The following is a 19879-nucleotide window of genomic DNA, read 5'->3' as shown; positions in this document are numbered from 1 at the left end:
TTTAGGAGCTATTCCTGCTCCCGAAGCTTCGGGACGTTTCAATCTTTTATTTTTTTAAAGAAAAAAAATAAAAGGATTTCCACTTCTATCAGGGCTAGGGCTTTTAGGTTTTATAATTCATTGCGAGGGACGAAGCAATCTGATGCAGCATATTTTAACGTGTTTATTGTTAGTGTGGTTGCTTTGTTCCTCGCAATGACATACTTTATGTTATTTAGGCAACTCATACATTTTTGGCAAAGAATTCACTAATGCTGATTTTGGTTTGGTAGCAAATGTTTTAAAATCGGCTGCATTTGAAACAGAATTGTTTGGAACATAATAACCATCTTTCGTGTTATTCCAAAACATGACATAACTTATTTCTATACTATTTGATGTTAATGCGCTATATAAATAAGTTGAAAACCAATCTGTTATTGGAGCTTTTGCACTTGTAACCTGAAAACCTGTTTCGGTCAAAGCTGTAATTTTTACTTTATTTTTTGCGAGATCTGATATGATTTTTAGTTTAGTATTTGCTTTTGCAGCTCCGGCAGAACCCTGATTATCAAAATCACCATAATTATCCATTCCTAAAATGTCTACATATTTATCTCCCGGGTATCGGCTTAAATAATTTGCTTCTGTAGTGTATGAATTGTCAGGTGAGAATGCATACAGAATATTGTGAACGCCTTTTGTGTTTTTTAAATAATCAACGGTAAATTGGTATGCGGTTTTATATTCATCGGCTGTACAAAAATTAGCGCCCCACCAAAACCAGCTTCCGTCAAATTCATGAAAAGGTCTGAAAATTATCGGAATCAACTCGCCGTTTGTGCCTTTTAAATTTAAAACAACGCTGGCAACTTTGTCGAGTTTTTTCTTGTACCATTCGTGATTTGCTCCGCCAGGCAAAATACTTTTAAAAGCAGTTGCTTTTTGATCTGCGGTCATATCGGCAACATAAAAAGAATCTTCATTATTAGGTTCTCTTAAATGCCAGCAAAAAGTATTGATCATACCTTTGGCGTAAGCAGCTTTTGCATCACTAACAATTTTTTGTTCTTGTTGATAAAACCAGTTATTTGTCTGATTGTTATTGCTTTTGTCTGTAATAAACATAAAATCAGAACCTAAAATAGCAGGATCAAAACCTGTATTTTTCTTAATGTCAGAATCGCCCGCTGCATCTTGGTAAAAACTATTAAAAGCATCTTGCTGACCGATTGCCACTTTGGTTTTTGCCAGTCTTTTTAAGTTATAAAACAAAGCTGCGGTTTCTTTGGTAGCATTGGCATCAACCATATAATTGGTCACATTTTGCGTTGTTAAAGGATCTCCCTGTGTGGGCGGATCAACAATGATTTCGTCGTTTGATTCATTATCCGAAGAACAGCTTGCGAATGCTAAAATAAATAAGCTCAAAAATGTTATTTTAAGAAATGTAGTTTTCATTTGTTAGGTTTTAATTCGATTAATTAGCTCAAGACAAGCGCGGCTGTTGTGATAAGGGCACTTCCAGAATCCGACTTTGTCTTTTTCTATTAGGGAATAATCGCGGTAAACTCCCCAAAACCATTCGCCGTTTTTAGTGTCCAAAATACGGGTTTTAATAAAATTCCAGTTTTTTAAAACGATGTCTAAATAGCTTTCATTTCCGGTTAATTGATACGCGTTATAAAAACCAATTAAAGCTTCGGCCTGAACCCACCAATGTTTTTCGGCAATTAATTCTTTTTTTTCAGGATCAAATTCATACCATAAACCTCCGTCAGTATCTAAACCTTCTTTGGTAACTTCTGCCATTTGAATGGCGTGTTTTTTATACTTTGCAATTAGATTTTCATCTTGGGAGATTTCGGCACATTGCAATAAAAGCCAGGCGGCTTCGATATCGTGACCGTATGAAATAACATCGGGTTTTTCAATCCAGTTTTCATCAAAAAACAATCGTAAATGCCCTGTTTTAGTATTGATGAAATGTTTTTCTATAGTTTGTAATAATTCAATAATATCGTTTTGAAGTGTTTTATCTTTCCAGACTTTATACAAATTTGCATAGGCTTCAACAATATGCAAATGGGTGTTCATGGTTTTTTTTTCGTTGGCATCTTTATCGCTCAAACGTAAATCTTCGATTGGCTGCCAATCTCTGGTAAAAGCTTCTAAATAACCTTTGTTTACTGGATCGTAACTGTTTTTTTGTATTCTCAAATATAAATTTATGGCTATTGCCAACGCTTTTTCATCTTTAGAAATAACATAGTATTCAGATAATCCATAAATGGCAAAAGCTAAAGCATAGATTTGATTTTTGGTGTCTTTTGGTGCTTTATCAACATTAATGCTCCAAAATAATCCGCCAAATTCTGCATCATAAAAATATTGCGAAAGAAACTCAAAAGCGCGTTTTGCGATTTCTTTATGTTCTTTATTTTTAGTGATTTGATAACCTGACGAGAAGGACCATAAAATTCTGGCGTTTAAAACAGAACCTTTTTCGGCATTTTCAATGGCATTTTCATTAGTATCAATCTGACCAATAAAACCGCCATTTTTAGCATCGATTGTGTTTTTTGACCAATAGTCTAAAATTGAATCAAGTTCAGCAGATAATTCGGTTTTAAGTTGCTTTAGTTTTGTTGACACTTGGAGTTATATTGCGTTGTTTTTTTCGATTTGACTGATGATTGTTTTTACAGAACCTCCTGAAATAAAAGTATCTGCGGGAGCATTTGTTACATAATCAACCAATTTTGCAATAGATGAAACGGCAACGTGCATTCTTGTATCTGATGAAGCATAATATACATAAACAGTTCCGTCATTATCTTCGATCCATCCGTTTGAAAACAGAACATTCGATACATCACCAACTCTTTCAATGCCTTCAGGTCCCATAAAATGTCCTGCAGGAACGTGCGTTACTTTGGTAATATCGTGCAAATCTGTCATGAACATATAAAGTGTGTAGCGTAAACCTGCGGCAGTATTTCTAACGCCGTGTGCCAGATGCAGCCAGCCTTTTTCTGTTTTGATAGGAGCGGGGCCAAGTCCGTTTTTTAATTCATAAATGGTATGATATTGTTTCCCAAAAATGATTTTTTCGTCTTTTACAACCGGATTTGTCATATCATCTACATAACCTAAACCAATTCCGCCGCCGTTTCCAACATCTATAAAACCATCTTGCGGGCGTGTGTATAAGGCATATTTTCCGTTTACAAATTCAGGATGCAAAACTACGTTGCGCTGCTGACCTGTATTTGAAATTAAATCCGGTAATCTTTCCCAGTTTACCAAATCTTTTGAACGCACGATTCCTGCATTGGCTACTGCCGAACTTGTATCGCCTTTTGGTGCTTTTGGATCTTTTCTTTCGGTACAAAAAATGCCGTAAACCCAGCCGTCTTCATGGTTTATTAAACGCATATCGTATACGTTTGTGTCCGGTTCTTCGGTTTGTGGAATTACGCATGGTTTTTCCCAAAACTTAAAATTGTCTATTCCGTTTGGACTTTCTGCTATAGCAAAAAAAGATTTTCTGTCAATTCCTTCCACACGAACGGCAAGCAAATATTTTCCATTCCATTTCATGGCGCCGGCGTTAAAAGCAGCATTCATTCCGATTCTTTCCTGCAAAAACGGATTTGTTTTTTCGTTGAGGTCAAAACGCCAGTTTAATGGTACGTGAGATGCTGTTACAACGGGGTTTTTATAACGTTCATATATACCGTTTCCGGCATGATCCTGCGGAGCGTTTTTTTGCTCGATCAGTATTTTATGTTCTTTTTCTAATGCTGCTTTTCTGTCCTGAAAAGTAGTCGACGATGTTATTGTTGTCATATAAATCGATTTCTGTATCTGTATTATTTTAGTTCGTTAGGTCTCTTTTTTCATTTAAATCTTGTTCTATCGTTTGAAGTTTTTCTTCGGATAAAGGATAAAACAAAATAAAAGCGACTGATATAAAAGCTGCTATTGCAGGAAGTATGCTTAACATTAACTGAATTCCGTTTTGAGTTACTGCGGTTTGTACTACGTTAGCCTTGAAACCATAGTAGCCTAAAAGCCAGCCGGTTCCGGCACCGCCAATTGTCCAGCCAAATTTTTGTGACATTGATGAAGCCGAGAAAACCAAACCTGTCGCTCTGCGGCCTTGTTTCCACTCTGAATAATCGGCGCTATCGGCGTACATGGACCAGATTAATGGAAAAATACAGCCGGCACAAATGCTGATTAAAACCTGAAAACTCATGATGAGTAAAACATCTTCTTTTCCGAAGAAGTAAAAAATCAGACTTAAAACTGCGACTAAAGCCATTGCGCCAAAAAAGGTATTTTTTTTGCCAATTTTATTCGCAATTGGTGTTGCGGCGATAACGCCGATGATATTTGCCGCTTGTCCTAAAACCAAGTAAATGGAAGTTGGCGTCATGTGAAAATCTGTTCCGAAAAGCGAAAAATCAAAGTTTACGCTGCTGCTTACATAATATTTAAAGTAATAAACGGCGGCTCCGTCGCGGATTGAATTGAAGACTAAAGCACCAATTCCGGCTCCGAGTAGAATCCACCAAGGTTTATTTTTTAGTAAATCTTTTAAGTCTTCTTTTAAGTTTGTTTGTTCGTCGGCAATTGGTTTTACTCTTTCTTTGGTGAAGAAAAAACAGCCCCAGAAAAAAGCGGTTGTTATAATTCCGAAAATGGAAATTGTAGCCAGCCAGCCCGTTTTTGAGTTTAAGTTTCCGCCAAAATATTGTACTAATGGCTCGATTAACCAAAGTGCCAAAAGGCTTCCGCCAAAGGCAAAAACCATTCTGTAAGATGATAAAGTGGTTCTTTCTTTTCTGTCAGACGACATTACGCCCAAAAGTGATGCATACGGCACGTTGATTAACGAATAGATCATCATCATTGCCGAATACGTTGCATATGCATAAATTATTTTTCCTTTTTCGTCAAAATCCGGTGTGTAAAAAGTTAAAACTCCAATAACGGCAAAGGGCACGGCAACCCATAACAAATAAGGTCTGAATTTACCCCATTTCGTTTTTGTTCTGTCGGCAATGATTCCCACAATCGGATCAAAGCAGGAATCCCAGATTCTGGTAATCAAAAACATGGTTCCTACTACTGTGGGCGCCAATCCGAATACATCGGTATAGAAAAACAAAAGATACATGCTGAAAATTTTCCAGAACATGGATGATGCGGCATCTCCAAGACCGTAACCTATTTTTTCTTTTAAACTAATTTTGTCGTGCATTAGGGCTTTTTTTTATTGGTTGTAAGTTAGATTTCTATGTGTTGGTTTTTTTGACGCGGATTAAACGGATTTACTTCGTAAAAACGCGGATAAAAACGGATTTTATTTTTGTATTCTTTTTTAGGTTTAAAATCTGTGTTTCTATGTGTTTATTTTTTGACGCGGATAAAACGGATTTACTTCGTAAAAACGCGGATAAAAACGGATTTTATTTTGAATGTGTTTAATGTTTTTTAATTTTTATTGATGTCTTTTTCGAATAGAGTTTTGTTTAAATTATAGAAATTAACAAAATCTTTTTCGCTTATTTGTCCGGTATAGGGCGCGTAATAATGCATTTTTTGTTCTTTTTCCTGCCAGCCGTGATTTCTCCATAATAAAACATAGGATATTTTATAATCTCCAATTGCTTTCAGTAAGGTTCCTGTCCACCATTTTGGGTCGGGAATTGCTTCGTAACCGGCTTCTGCGACAGCGATTAATTTATGTTTTTCAATGCCAATTTCATTTAGCATTTTTAACTGATTTTGCACTTCTGAAATGAATTTATTGCCTTCTTTGTCGTCGTTATTTTGATACGAATCGAAACTTATCATATCTGCATAATCGTCTCCGGGATAGTTGGCCAAGAAATCTTCTTTGGTATTGAAACTGCTTGTATTGTAGATATATATTAAATTATGTACTCCTTTTTTCTGAAGATATTCGAAGGTAAATTTCCATGCGGCTTTGAATTCTTCCGGTGTGCAATTTCCTTTTCCCCACCAAAACCATCCGCCTGTAAGTTCGTGATACGGTCTAAAAAGTACGGGAATGTTTTTTCCTTTTTTATCTTTTAAGGATAATAAATAATTCGCGGCTTTGTCTAGCCAAATGGTAAATTTTTGATGATTTTCTCCGCCGGGTAAAATTGTTTTTAAGGAGTTTGGCGTATTGTCCCAAGCACTTTTTCCGGTTGCGGGATTGTCAAAATGCCAGCTTATTGTTGTGATTCCGCCTCTTTCATGGCTTTCCTCAATGTATTGTTTCATTTTGATAAATGGAATTCCGTCTATATTATTAGGACTGTCTTTTTCTAAACCGGCAAGATCCCAGCCATATACAGCAGGATAATCGCCAACGACATCTTTTATATCACTTCGACCATCTTCATATTTCCAGTTTACACCATAAGCAAGATCGTCCTGATGTCCAAAAAGAAACCCTTTTTGAGTTAATGCGTTTAGTTTTTTGTAAAGCGCAACAGTCTCAGGTGTAGCTTTTTTATCTGAAAGTGACAAATTAGTATTACTAATGTTATTCTTTGCAGAACAGGAACTGCCCATAAATACTGCTATTATTAGGGTTATAATGTTTTTTTTCATTTCTGATATTATTGTTTTTCTGCATTATATAGACAAATAAGGAAATTGATAACAAGTTTTTTCATGCTTCAATTTGCAATCTTATATTTGATACTATTTGTTGGTTAAAATTATTAAAACTTTAAAAAGATATTACATTAAAAACGATTAATGTTTATTATTAATATTGTTTTTGAAATTATGATAATTTTATTTTTCAAAGATAAACGGATGTTTATCGCATAATTAATATTATTTTATCAATTATATATCATATTATTGCAATTAAAAATCGAATATCATTTTATAAAAACAGTTTTAAAGATGAGTACTGCAAAGAATTTTTATAGAGAAATCGCGCCACTTTCTGCCGGAGACAGCTTTTTGGTATTTGACAGGATAAAAGACAGTTTTGATTTTCCGGTGCATTATCATCCGGAATTTGAAATTAATTTTATTTTAAACGGAAAAGGGGTGAAGCGTGTTGTTGGTGATAATATTGAGGAAATTGATAATGTAGAATTGGTTTTAATTGGTCCGAATTTATATCATGGATGGGAATTAAATAAATGCACGAGTAAAAAAATTCATGAAATTACAATTCAGTTTCATAATGATTTATTTCATGAATCTTTATTGTCGAGAAGAATAATGAATCCAATTCGGGATATGTTTAACCGTTCGATTCATGGTATTTTATTTTCTAAAAAAGTTGCTGAGGAATTGACTCCAAGACTTGTAAAGCTGTCTAAATTAGACGGCATGGACTATTTTCTGGAGATCACTTCTTTGTTATATGATCTGGCAAATTCCAGAAATCAACGTTTGCTTTCGACTTATACGGTAGATTATGATACGTTTGATGATTATGATAAAATGAAGTTGGTTTATGAATATGTGCAGAAACATTTTGCTGAAAAAATTACTTTAGAAGATGTGGCGAATATTGCAAGTATGTCTATTATTTCGTTTAACAGATTTATTAAAAAACGTACGGGAAAAACGTTTGTAAATTATATTAATGATATCCGTATTGGGTATGCGGCACGCTGGTTGGTTGAAAAAGATATGAGTGTTTCTGAAGTTGCTTTTAAATCCGGTTTTAATAATATCGCAAACTTCAATCGTAGCTTTAAGTCTATTAAAAATTGTACGCCAAGTCAATATAGAGAAGATTTTTCCGGATTAAAGCGTATTTTATAATGATACTTTTTTTGCACAAACAAATATTATTTTTAACGAAATCGTTTGCTTTTTGACTGTTTCGTTAATTTTTATTTATAATTTTTGATAATGCAGGGTGTTGAAATTACGAATAATGTAATTTTTATTAGTTTTTATTTTCATATATGTTTTTTTAGGAAGATATAGTAAAAATATTATCATTAAATGATATAATACTATCGATTTAATGTTTAGTTCTGTTATAGATTTGTTAAATAATTTAGAAAATAAATAATACCCTTTTTTTATTACTGAATTATGAAGAACAAATTTAAACTAACCAAACATTTATTATGAAAAAACTAATGACTAACTTCATTCATTGGAACGCCAACCACAGAACTGTTCCTTTGATTTTATTTTTGTTACTGACAAGTAATTTTATATCGGCTCAGGTAAAAGTATCAGGAGTAATATCTGATGAAAAAGGGCTATCTATACCTGGTGCCAATATTTCGATTGCAGGATCAAAAACAACGGCCTCAACTGATTTTGATGGAAAATATACTATTGATGCTCCGGCAAATGCAACTTTGGTATTTTCTTTTATTGGTTTTAATACTCAAAAGATAGCGGTAGATGGAAAAACAACCATAAATGTAGTGTTGAAGGCAATTGCTGAAGATTTAAGAGATGTTGTAGTAATTGGTTATGGAACTCAAAAGAGAAAAGACATAAACAGTGCTATTTCTAGTATTAATTCTAAAGATATTGAAAATTTAAAAGTAGCGTCGTTCGACCAAATGTTGCAGGGTAAGGCAGCCGGTGTGGTTGTAAATAGTAATTCTGGTGAACGGGAAGTAATGTTTCGGTAAGAATCAGGGGTGTTTCGTCTTTAACGGGAACTAACGAACCTTTGTATGTAATTGATGGTGTGCCAATTTCCGGTGATGCAAGAAACTCCTCTACATCAGGAAGAAATGCTCAGGGAAATACAAATTTTGCGAACAATGGTAATATTACTTTAAGCCCGTTATCACTTATTAATCCTAATGATATTGAGTCTATTGATATTTTAAAAGATGCTTCTGCAACTGCAATTTATGGTTCTCGCGGTGCAAATGGGGTTATTATTGTTACTACAAAATCCGGTAAAAAAGGAACTGGAAAGTTGACTTTCGAAAATTCGTATTCAATAAGTAATTTGCCAAAAAAATTGCATTCTATGAATTTGCAGGATTATGCAACACATCAAAATGCATTGGCAGATGTTTATGATCCTACTGCAAAACGTCCGGAATTTGCTCATCCTGAACTTTTAGGTAATGGAACTGACTGGCAGGATGCGATTTATGAAACCGGAATCATGACTTCAAATCAATTGTCATTTTCAGGTGGTAAAGAAGGAATTAATTATTATATATCCGGAGGTATTTTAAATCAGGAAGGTATTGTAATAGAATCCGGTTTTAAAAGATATAATTTTAGAACTAACATTGATGCAAGGGTAAATAAATTTATTAAAGTTGGTGTTAATATAAGCGGTGCAATTACTGATGAAAAATTAACTTTAAACGGTCAGTTTAATGGTGTTGTTGCGACTTCATTATTAGCAACGCCTGATGTTGCGGTTAGAGAATTGTCCGGTGCTTTTGCAGGACCTCCGGCTGGCGGGGCAACATCTTTTGTAAATCCTGTTGCGACTTCTTTATTGGGTTCTAATACTTTGGTCAGAAAAAATTATAATGGAAATTTCTATGCTCAGGTTGATTTATTTAAAGGTTTAGAATATCGTTTTGAAGCCGGTGGTTATATCTATGATAATTTAGGACAACGATTTGATCCTATGTATTCTTTGGGAAATGCCGTAAAAAGCTATGCTAATTTATATTACAATCCTTCGACTGGTAATTCATGGAACTTAAAAAACATGCTTACGTATAGAAATACGATTGGTAAACACAATTTTACCGTTTTGGCAGTTCAGGAATCTAACAGGGCACATTGGGAGGGATATTCTATAACGGGTTATGGTTATAAGGATAATAATGATAAATCGCTTGCGGCTTCAGATTTGTCTAAAGCGGTTACAAGCGGTGTATATTCAGGTACGCAAACTTTGTCTTCTTATTTAGGAAGGGTAGTTTATGATTATGCTGATAAATACGGAGTTTCTGCTGCGGTTAGAGCTGATGGATCTTCAAAGTTTTTTGTTGGAAACAAATGGGGCGTTTTTAGTTCTGTTGGTGCTTCGTGGAAACTTTCAAATGAATCTTTTATGGAAAGTACTAAAAAGTACGTTGACAATATTAAGATCCGATTTGGCTGGGGACAAACAGGAAATAACCAAATTGGAAATAATTTATATGATTCTAATCTGCATTTGGTAAACAGTACAATGGGAACTTCATATTTGCCATCAAATACTCCTAATAAAGATTTGAAATGGGAAACTCAGGATCAGACGAATTTAGGTTTAGATTTCACGATGTTTGATTCTAAACTTACGGCTTCTGTAGATTTGTATAAAAAAGTTTCTAAAAACTTTTTGTATCAGGTTCCGTTGCCAAACTTTCTTTCCGGCGGTGGCGATTATGAAGGTGGTGTAAATCCTCCGTACTTTAATCTTGGAAGTATGAATAATAAAGGTATCGAATTTACGCTTGGTTATACTGAAAAATTCTCAGACAACTTTACATGGAATACGAGTTTAAATTTTACTAAATATGAAAATGAGGTTACAAATATGGCTGGTTTAAATATTGTAAAAACAATGAATACGCTGGCTTATAATACGGTAACGGTTTCAAGAACTCAGGAAGGTTTGCCAATTGGTTCCTTTATAGGTTATGAAGCGCTTGGAATTTACAGAACTGACGATGATTTACTTACGTATGGTCATGAAACGGCTCCGGGTACAAAAGTTATCCTGAAAAATGGTACGAATTCATTATTGCCTAATTTTCAAAAAGGCGATGTTATTTACAAAGATCAAAATAATGACGGTCTAATTGACTTAAAAGATTTAGTGCCAATTGGAAATCCAAATCCAAAATTCACTTATGGATTCACAAATAATTTCAAATACAAAAATGTTGATTTGTCGATTTTCGTTCAGGGAACTGCAGGAAATAAACTAATGAATTTAACTCGTTTGTCTGGAACGATGAACAGTAACCTGGGAACTAATTATTTAGCAGAAGCTTCAGATTTTTATTCGGCTTCAAATATTGATGCTTCTTTGCCAAGACCATCAACTTATGACGATATTAATAATGCAATATCAAGCCGTCATATCGAAGATGGTTCTTATTTAAGAATTCAGAATGTTACTTTAGGATATTCTTTGCCATCTGAGATCATTTCTAAATTGAGTTTGACAAGATTAAGAATTTATGCTTCCGGACAAAATCTGTACACTTTTACTAAATACAAAGGTTATGATCCTGAAGTTGGTTCGTACAATCAGGATGCATTATTATCCGGTGTTGATAATGGACGCTACCCGGTTCCGAGACAAATAACTTTTGGTTTTAACGTTGAATTTTAATGAAAATTAATATGAAAAATATAATAAAAAGAAGCAGTGTGGTTGCTATAACAATGCTGATGTTAATCTCATCTTCTTGCTCTCAGGATTTTATCGATGTTCCTGCAGAAGGAACACCAACAATTGGTAATTATTACGATTCAGATGAAAAACTGGATAATGCATCAAACGGATTATATGGTCTTGTTTGGTTTAATATGAACAAATCGGCTTTTTATGGTATTACAGATGTGATTTCGGGTAATATGTACGCAAGCCAGTATAATGATTTTGGAAAATTCACCGATTTAAGTTTTACCAATTCTCAGGCTTTTATTTCTGATGCATGGAGATCTTGTTTTGGTGCAGTGGCAAATTCTAATGCTTATATTAATAACCTGCCTCAAAGTGTTGGACCAAATGTTAGTAAAGCGGCTTTGAATAATGCATTGGGAGAAGCACATTTTATAAGAGCTTTTTCTTATTTCTTCTTAGTAAGGTTATGGGGAAATGTGCCAATTATCGAAAACAATGCTGATTATTCTCAAAACTTTGTGGTGCCAAGTAATCCGGTTCAGGATGTTTATACTTTTATTGAAAATGATTTAAAATTTGCGATTGCCAATTTAAAATCAAAAAGCAGAGGTTCTAATTATGCTGCAAATGCACACGTTTCCAGCGGATCTGCAAAAGCATTTTTAGCAAAAGTATATTTGTATCAGAAAAAATACGAGCTGGCAAGAGCAATGGCTCAGGAAGTAATTAATAGTGGTGAGTTTAAATTATTGGGTGGAGAAGAATTGCCTACAAAATCTTTTGCCGATTTATGGCTGCAAAAAAATAATAATAATGAAGAATCGATCTTTTCATGGCAATGGACAGGAACAGGAACTTATTTTGAGGGTAATTTCTCTAACACATTATTTGCTCCTGAAAACAGATTGGTTGAAACTACTTATTCTGGACAAATTGCTCCGTCTCAGGATTTAATTCATAATGTTTTTGAAAACGGAGACAGAAGAAGAATCGAAACATTTATGCTTCCGGGAGATTTTTATCCAAATTTAACCTATGCACAAACACTTGCTGTAGATTCTCCAAAAATATTGGGCTATACTTTTGAACTTGCAAATGAAGCTCAAAACTCAGGTGCGGGTTTGAAGAAATACGTTATCGGAAAAGAAAATTTACCAATTACAGGACCGTTTAATGCTCCTTTTAATGGAGAAAGCAGCATGAATAGCTACATGATGCGTTATGCTGAATTGTTATTAATTCATGCCGAAGCTATTTTAGGTTCACAAACGGGTAGTACAGCTGATGCGATGGCGCTTAAATCGTACAATGCAGTTCGTAAAAGAGCAGGTTTGCCAATAAAAGCATCAATTTCTTTTGATGATATATTTAGAGAAAGACGCGCAGAATTAGCTTGTGAAGGCGATTATTATTTTGATTTGGGACGTTTACCTTTCAGTAAAGCCAAAGAAATATTAGAGGCGCAAAACAGAGGTGATCAAGATATCGAAAAGCACATCACAATTTCTGCAACAAGTCTTTTATTGCCTTATCCTGCAGATGATTTAATTAAAAATCCAAAATTGACAGAAGTAGCACCGTATACTTTTAAATAATTTTAAAAATAAAAATATGAAAAATATAAAAATTGTTTCGTTAACAGCATGTCTGGCATGGATGTTATCTTTAATGCTTTTTAGTTCATGCTCAAATGATGATGCTAATGCAGAAAACAGTGGTGGAGGACCGGTTATAGAATCTGTAATGCCTTCTGGTTATAATGTCGATGGAAGTATGAAACCATTAACGCCGGTTACTTTAGTAGATCCAAAAAATTATTATGTCATTCATGGTAAAGGATTGCTTACCACGCAAAAGGTTTATTTTAATGATTTTGATACTTATTTCAGACCCACTTTTGTAACCGATACTGACATTATTATATTGGTAGACGAAAATACGCCTTTTGCCGATGCTTCAAATCAGTTAAAAGTTGTAACAGCAAATGGAACTGCCATTTTTGATTTAACCGTTGCGCCTCCTGTACCAACATTTAGCGGTTTTAATTTAATAAATGCAGTTGAAGGCGATGAGGTAACTATTAAAGGAAAGTACTTTTTAGATCCTGTTGTTACGCTTGCAAAAACAGCAACAGAACCAGAAGTTCCGATTACTATTGTCTCTTCAAGTTTAGAGCAAATAGTGGTAAAAATTCCGGCGAACGCCAATCACAGAAATCTTGCTGTAACGAATATATCAGGAACAGCCGTGTCTAAAGAAGCGATTGGTACAGCATTATACGATGATAAATTGTACGGTATGCAATGGGGAGGTCCTTGGTCAGGCAAAGGTGTTAATTTTGATTTTGATGGAGATTCTTACCAAGGCGAAAAATCATGGCAATGGGTTTTCGGCGGATGGGACGGCGGAAACTGGGGCTTTGATGTGGATATGACGCCATACAAAGCGATGAGAATTGCCGTGAAAGGGACAAAAAATGGTCAGGTTAATTTTAGTGTAAACGGAGGATCAAATTATGTAATCCCTGTTACAACGACATGGGTTTATATAGAAATTCCGCTAAGTGCTTTAGGAAATCCTGCAAGCGTAACAATGCTGACATTTCAGGAATCAAATAATGATGGAGGAAATACGGTTTTATTTGACGATATAGGTTTTGTACTAAAATAATAAGTATTTTTTGTTTTGAATTTTGTTTTGAATATTCCCTAATTGAAAAATTAGGGAATATCTTTTTATACCATATTTTAAATTGAAATATAATGAAGAAAATAATTTTAATAATAACCGTTTGTGTTTCCGTTTTAGGTTTTAGTCAGGGAAATACACATACACAAACTGGTGGAAAATTTGAAGGACTTGCCATGACGCCGCCAATGGGATGGAATTCCTGGAATACTTTCGGAACCAATATTGATGAAAAATTAGTAAAAGAAACTGCCGATGAAATGGTTTCATCAGGAATGGCCGCAGCGGGTTACAATTATATTGTACTTGATGATGGCTGGATGGCAAAAGAACGCGATGTAAACGGAGATCTTGTTCCTGATCCTGTAAAGTTTCCTAACGGAATGAAAGCTGTAATTGATTATGTTCACAGCAAAGGTTTAAAGTTTGGTTTGTACAATTGTGCAGGAACGCAAACCTGTGCGGGTTATCCCGGAACAAGAGGTTATGAATATCAGGATGCACGTTTTTATGCCAAACTCGGAATTGATTTTTTAAAATACGATTGGTGTAATACAAAAGGTATCACCGCGCCGGAAGCTTATGCTACAATGAGTAATGCGCTTAAAACTGCCGGAAGACCAATTGTTTTTAGTCTTTGCGAATGGGGCGATAACCAACCTTGGGAATGGGGAAAACCAATTGGGAATCTTTGGAGAATTTCCGGAGATATTTATCCTTGTTTTGATTGCGAATTCAAACACGAAGAAGGAAATTGGTCATCCTGGGGATTTATGAAAATTGCCGAAATGAGAAAAGATATTCGGAAATATTCAGGACCGGATCATTGGAATGATTTTGATATGATGGAAGTTGGAAACGAAATGAATGATACCGAAGATAAATCGCATTTTTCAATGTGGTGTATGCTGGCTTCTCCGCTTATTGCAGGAAATGATTTCAGAAAAATGTCAAAAGAAACCCTGGCGATTTTAACCAATAAGGAATTAATTGCTGTTAATCAGGATAAATTAGGAATTCAGGGTTTTAAATATATCGCCGAAGACGGATTAGAAGTTTGGGTAAAACCATTATCAGATGGAAATTGGGCTGTAACTCTCTTAAATAGAAGCGATGTTGCTAAAAAAATCAATTTTGATTGGAAGAAGCATATTATTAAGGATGCAGATTTTGGCTATGAAGCCGATTTTAATAAAGTAGTTTACAAATTAAAAGATCTTTGGAAAAACAAGGAAGTCGGAAATACCAAAAAGAGTTTCGTTTCAGATCTTGCTTCTCATGATGTCATTACATTGCGACTAATTCCGTAAAATCAATTTCCTATGAAATTAAAAACTAAAATTAGTACGATCACTCTATTTATGATGTTTTGTTTTTCGAATGCCCAATTTGTAAAACATCATGGTCAGCTTCATGTTTTAGGAACACAATTGGTCGATAAAAATAACAATCCTGTTGTTTTACGCGGTATGAGTTTTGGCTGGCATAGCATGTGGCCAAGATTTTATAATGAAAAAGCGGTAAGCTGGTTAAAAAAAGACTTTAATTGTAATGTTGTTCGTGCCGCAATGGGCATCGAATCAGGCAAGATGTCTTATATAAAGGAACCACAATTTTCAAAAGAAAAAATAGAGAGCGTTATTAAAGGAGCCATAAAATCAGATATATATGTTATTATAGATTGGCACAGCCATAATATCAATTTAAAAGAAGCCAAAGAATTCTTTGCAGAAATGTCAAAGAAATACGCAAAGTATCCCAATATAATATACGAGGTTTTTAATGAACCTGATTATGAAACATGGCAGGAAGTTAAAGCTTACGCCGAAGAAGTAATTAAGGTTATTAGAGCAAATGACCCAAACAATATTATTTTGATCGGATCGCCACATTGGGATCAGGATGTTAATCTTCCGGCGGCAGATCCTATAAAAGGATATAGTAATTTAATGTATACGATGCATTTTTATGCAGCCACACACGGAAAAGAGTTGAGAGACAAAACTGATGAGGCCCTAAAAAGCGGTTTGCCTATTTTTATTTCAGAATCTGCAGGAATGGAAGCTACAGGAGATGGACCATTAAATTATGTAACCTGGCAAGAATATATTGACTGGATGGAAGCGCATAAATTAAGCTGGATTACCTGGTCAGTTTCAGATAAAGAGGAAACTTGTTCTATTTTGAAAAAATCAGCAAAGTCAGAAGGGAAATGGAAAACAGAAGATTTAAAAGAATCCGGAATTAAAGTTCGGGAGTATTTAAGAAAATATAATTCGCAAGAATAGTAATCTAATATAATTACTTTCTAAAAAGCCTGTTCAGTTTTGAGCAGGCTTTTTGTTTTGCTTATTGTTCTAAATGCTTTCATATTCCCTATGATTATTGATTGTTCATGGTTTGTATTTTTGTAAGAATTTTGATTAAAAAGCAACATTTGTTCAGATGTTAAGTTAAATAGGTATAATATTGTTTGTTTATTTTGAAATTAAACTTACCCCTGTTTTTTACAGGGTAATATTATTTTTGAGTCTTTTTACAGATGATTTTTGGTTGTTTGTAGCTTTAGTTTTGTTGTTAACCCTAATTTTTAGGCTTGTTTTGGTAAAAATGCGTTATTGAATTTTCAAAAATAAATCTTTATAAATGTCAAATCACGATTATTGTCAAATTAATTTTTGTAATCCATAATTCTTTATCCAAAACGTCAAAAAAATAGACTTCAATTCTTTTACTCATACAAAAGTTAATAAATTCGCTAATGAAAATGAAGAGGTTTTAAGGGGAAATAAGAGGTTTTAGAAGTGACTTATAGTATTAAATACATATATAAAAATTTAACTAACCAGAATCAATTTAATAACTAAAAACCAATTAAAACATGAAAAAAGTATTTCACATTTTAGCCGCGATGCTAACCAGTTCTTTTGCCTTTGCACAAGACGATACGGAGACAGCAACTTCACCAGCAACAACATGGGGAGGATCTGCAGATGCGTATTACAAATATGATTTTTCAAAACAAATGAATGGATTAACGAGCTTTACCAACTCACAAGATTCATTCGAATTAGGGATGGCTTCTGTAGAAGCAGCCCATACATTCGGTAAAGCTTCTGTTTTTGTAGATTTAGGTTTCGGAAAAAGAGCAGGAGAGTTTTCATATAATGAAACAACAGATAAAGATATTAATGCAAAGTTCTTAATTAAACAATTGTTTTTTACGTATCAAATAACCGAAAAATTTAAGGTCGTTGCAGGTAGTTTTGGTACACATATAGGATACGAAGTATTAGACGCGGTAGACAATAAAAATTACAGTATGTCATATGCGTTTTCATACGGGCCGTTCTTTAATACTGGAGTAAAAGCACAATATACCTCAGGGAAATTTACAGCGATGTTTGGTATCACAAACCCAACCGATTTTAAATCGGCAATGGATGCAGGATCCAGCCAAAAAACATACATAGGACAATTAGGATATATTGGTGAAACCGGAAGTGTTTATTTAAACTTTACATCAGGAAGTACAAATCCTACACCGGGAACTTTAGTTCCGCCAACAGATGAAAATAAATCGCAGTTTGATTTAGTAGCGTCTAAAACAATAAGTGATAGTTTCGGTCTTGGATTTAATGCCACTTATGCTAAAAGTAAAAATGATTTTGACAGCACTTTAGATGGTGAATGGTTTTCACTTGTAGGATACGCTAATTATTCATTTAAACCGGATTTGCTTTTGGCTTACAGAATTGAATATTTTGATGCTAAAGATGCTTTAAATCTTGGAACTCTAAACGGTTCTAGTGTTTTTGCAAACACGTTATCATTAAATTACAAAGTTGGAAAACTAACTATAATTCCTGAGGTAAGATACGATGCTGCGTCAGAAGATATATTTTTAGATAAAGATGCCCTGCCAACAGGAGGATCATTCTATGCGCTGCTTGCTACAACATACTCTTTCTAGAGATAAAGATTGATATTTTTTTTTTTTTGGAGCTGTCGAAACATATTAATGTTTTGGCAGCTTTTTTATTATTGCTTGTTTTTTTGTTGCCACAGATTAGAGGATTAAAATGATTTTTTACCATTAAGATATTAAGAAAAGGTAAGTTTTGCTTAATGAAACTATATCTTAATGGTTCAATTTTAAATATGCTTTTTAATTTGTGCTAATCGTGTAATTGCTTCGTCTGCTCGCAATCGCTCGGGTTGTGGTAAAAAAACTTCACATCGCATAACAGGAATAATCTTTTTAATCCTTTAATCTGTGGCAAACTTTAACCACCAATGCACAACAAAAAAACGCGTTTCTAAATAGTTAGAAACGCGTTTTGAATTTTTATAAGGATGAGATTTATTGAAGTTGTTTTTTGTAAATTGAATAAATCGTATCTATTGTTTTTCGATCTAAAACTGCTGTTGCATCCGTTTGGATATAATGTAATTTAAAAGCCTGAATTGCAGCTGAAAGATTCTTGGTATTATAACCAATAATACGTAAAGCCTGTTCTATTTTAAAATCAAAAGGAGCTTCTTCTAAAATTTCATCCGGCCAAATACCAAATCCTTTTTCAGCTAATGTTTTCCACGGAAACAATGCACTTGGATCTTGTTTTCTGCCAGGAGCAATGTCAGCATGACCCAGAATATTTTGAGTCGGAATATTATAATCTTTTTTTAGTTTTGTTAAAAGGGCAACCAAACTGCTTATTTGCGCTTCGGTAAAAGGTTTAAAACCATTATTGTCAAGTTCAATACCAATTGAAGTCGAATTTAAATCAGTGTTTTTTCCCCAAGATGATGCTCCGGCGTGCCATGCTCTTAAATAGTCATTTAGCATTTGCACTACTTTTCCATTTTCAGAAATTATGTAATGTGCACTTACCTGCGTTTTGGTCTTGGTAAAAGTATTTATAGTTTGCTGAATAGAATCCTGTGCGGTATGGTGAATAATAATAAAACTTGGTTTTCTTAAATTAAAATTGACAGTACCAATCCATTCTGTATTTATACCATTTAATAAAGCAGTAGATCCTGTTTTTGACAACGTATCTTTTACAATACCCAATTGTTGCGCATATGTAGTATCGATAACTAACGGGCTAACGGCAGGTATATTTTGTGCTTCTTTACTGGTAATTTGATTCTCTAAATTTTTAAGCTGCTGATCGTAAACTTTCTCAGTAGTTTTATAAGGATTTGTAGAGCAAGAAGTAATAATAATTGCTAAAATCAGATAACAAAAATGTTTTTTTGCCATGGTTTTGTTATTTTTAAATATAAGTTAAAACAATTATTCTTGTGTTTTTATTGCTTCTGTTTCTTTTTTATCGTCTTTATTTTCTTTAGAATCTTTTTTCTTTTTAGATTTCGATTTTTTTATCTCCTTAAAATTCTCCATGAAATCGGTGTATTTTGGGATTTGGTCAGGATTTAAAAAGGCAGTTATTTTTTTAGTCGTGCTTTCTCTTAAAGCTTTCATTTGCTCAATTTTTTCATCCTGGCTGCTGCTTTCGTTTTTCAAAAGAACTCCTTGTTCTTTCATGCTGTCCGTTAAAACATTTGTAATTGCAATAGCCTGCAATTCATCCAGATTGACTACAGGTTTCATTTGTTCAACGATTCTGGCTGCAGTTTCTTCAGCAGGAATTTCCTTTGGTTTGCTTGTGTTGCCTGGATTTCCTTGCATCATACTTCTGTCCATTCCCATTCCGCCGCCTCTTCCGTAGCCGCCACCGCCGCCATATCCGCCGCCGCCGTAACCATTATTATATCCGTTTCCGTATTGTGCAGAAACTGAATTGAAACATAATAAGGTAAAAACTAAAAGAAATAAAGATTGTATCGGTTTCATAAATG

The 19879-nt window shown here is 34.1% G+C and carries 15 protein-coding genes; 8 read left to right on the top strand and 7 right to left on the bottom strand.

The window, feature by feature from the left end:
- Positions 1–210 precede the first annotated feature (210 nt).
- The 5 genes from OLM54_RS10955 to OLM54_RS10935 all read right to left on the bottom strand — a co-directional run bounded on the left by OLM54_RS10955 (position 211) and on the right by OLM54_RS10935 (position 6615).
- The gene (locus tag OLM54_RS10955; protein ID WP_264534683.1) at positions 211–1440 is read right to left on the bottom strand and encodes a glycoside hydrolase family 26 protein; all 1230 of its coding nucleotides are present in this window, start codon (positions 1438–1440) and stop codon (positions 211–213) included.
- Positions 1441–1443: 3 nt separating this feature from the next.
- Positions 1444–2634 carry an AGE family epimerase/isomerase gene (locus tag OLM54_RS10950; RefSeq protein WP_264534682.1) on the bottom strand — a complete coding sequence of 397 codons (1191 nt, stop codon included), beginning with the start codon at positions 2632–2634 and terminating at the stop codon, positions 1444–1446.
- A gap of 6 nt (positions 2635–2640) precedes the next feature.
- The gene (locus tag OLM54_RS10945; protein WP_264534681.1) at positions 2641–3831 is read right to left on the bottom strand and encodes a glycosidase; all 1191 of its coding nucleotides are present in this window, start codon (positions 3829–3831) and stop codon (positions 2641–2643) included.
- 28 nt (positions 3832–3859) lie between these two features.
- Entirely contained in the window at positions 3860–5251 is a 1392-nt protein-coding gene (locus OLM54_RS10940) for an MFS transporter (protein WP_264534680.1), read from the bottom strand.
- Between the two features lie 233 nt (positions 5252–5484).
- Entirely contained in the window at positions 5485–6615 is a 1131-nt protein-coding gene (locus OLM54_RS10935; protein ID WP_264534679.1) for a glycoside hydrolase family 26 protein, read from the bottom strand.
- Positions 6616–6918: 303 nt separating this feature from the next.
- Here OLM54_RS10935 and OLM54_RS10930 point away from each other — a divergent pair, with 303 nt between their 5' ends.
- The 8 genes from OLM54_RS10930 (at position 6919) to OLM54_RS10895 (ending at position 17984) form a co-directional block, all read left to right on the top strand.
- On the top strand, positions 6919–7797 hold the full coding sequence (locus tag OLM54_RS10930; protein ID WP_264534678.1) for an AraC family transcriptional regulator: 879 nt from the start codon (positions 6919–6921) through the stop codon (positions 7795–7797).
- A gap of 314 nt (positions 7798–8111) precedes the next feature.
- Entirely contained in the window at positions 8112–8633 is a 522-nt protein-coding gene (locus OLM54_RS10925) for a carboxypeptidase-like regulatory domain-containing protein (protein WP_264534677.1), read from the top strand.
- A gap of 41 nt (positions 8634–8674) precedes the next feature.
- Positions 8675–11308: a SusC/RagA family TonB-linked outer membrane protein gene (locus OLM54_RS10920; RefSeq protein WP_264534676.1), complete on the top strand. Its 2634-nt coding sequence runs from the start codon at positions 8675–8677 to the stop codon at positions 11306–11308.
- An 11-nt stretch (positions 11309–11319) separates the two neighbouring features.
- On the top strand, positions 11320–12918 hold the full coding sequence (locus OLM54_RS10915) for a RagB/SusD family nutrient uptake outer membrane protein (RefSeq protein ID WP_264534675.1): 1599 nt from the start codon (positions 11320–11322) through the stop codon (positions 12916–12918).
- A gap of 16 nt (positions 12919–12934) precedes the next feature.
- Positions 12935–13993: a hypothetical protein gene (locus OLM54_RS10910; RefSeq protein WP_264534674.1), complete on the top strand. Its 1059-nt coding sequence runs from the start codon at positions 12935–12937 to the stop codon at positions 13991–13993.
- 92 nt (positions 13994–14085) lie between these two features.
- The gene (locus OLM54_RS10905; RefSeq protein WP_264534673.1) at positions 14086–15321 is read left to right on the top strand and encodes a glycoside hydrolase family 27 protein; all 1236 of its coding nucleotides are present in this window, start codon (positions 14086–14088) and stop codon (positions 15319–15321) included.
- A 12-nt stretch (positions 15322–15333) separates the two neighbouring features.
- The gene (locus OLM54_RS10900; protein WP_264534672.1) at positions 15334–16299 is read left to right on the top strand and encodes a glycoside hydrolase family 5 protein; all 966 of its coding nucleotides are present in this window, start codon (positions 15334–15336) and stop codon (positions 16297–16299) included.
- Positions 16300–16892: 593 nt separating this feature from the next.
- Entirely contained in the window at positions 16893–17984 is a 1092-nt protein-coding gene (locus tag OLM54_RS10895) for a porin (protein WP_264534671.1), read from the top strand.
- A gap of 390 nt (positions 17985–18374) precedes the next feature.
- Here the strand turns inward: OLM54_RS10895 and OLM54_RS10890 are convergent, their stop codons facing one another.
- Together OLM54_RS10890 and OLM54_RS10885 are read right to left on the bottom strand one after the other, a co-directional pair.
- Positions 18375–19280 carry an N-acetylmuramoyl-L-alanine amidase gene (locus tag OLM54_RS10890; protein WP_264534670.1) on the bottom strand — a complete coding sequence of 302 codons (906 nt, stop codon included), beginning with the start codon at positions 19278–19280 and terminating at the stop codon, positions 18375–18377.
- A 33-nt stretch (positions 19281–19313) separates the two neighbouring features.
- Positions 19314–19874, bottom strand: a complete 561-nt coding sequence (locus OLM54_RS10885) for a hypothetical protein (RefSeq protein ID WP_264534669.1) — start codon at positions 19872–19874, stop codon at positions 19314–19316.
- Positions 19875–19879 lie beyond the last annotated feature (5 nt).

Source organism: Flavobacterium sp. N1736 (assembly GCF_025947065.1).
Lineage (GTDB): Bacteria > Bacteroidota > Bacteroidia > Flavobacteriales > Flavobacteriaceae > Flavobacterium.
This window is presented reverse-complemented; position numbering and strand designations above follow the sequence as displayed.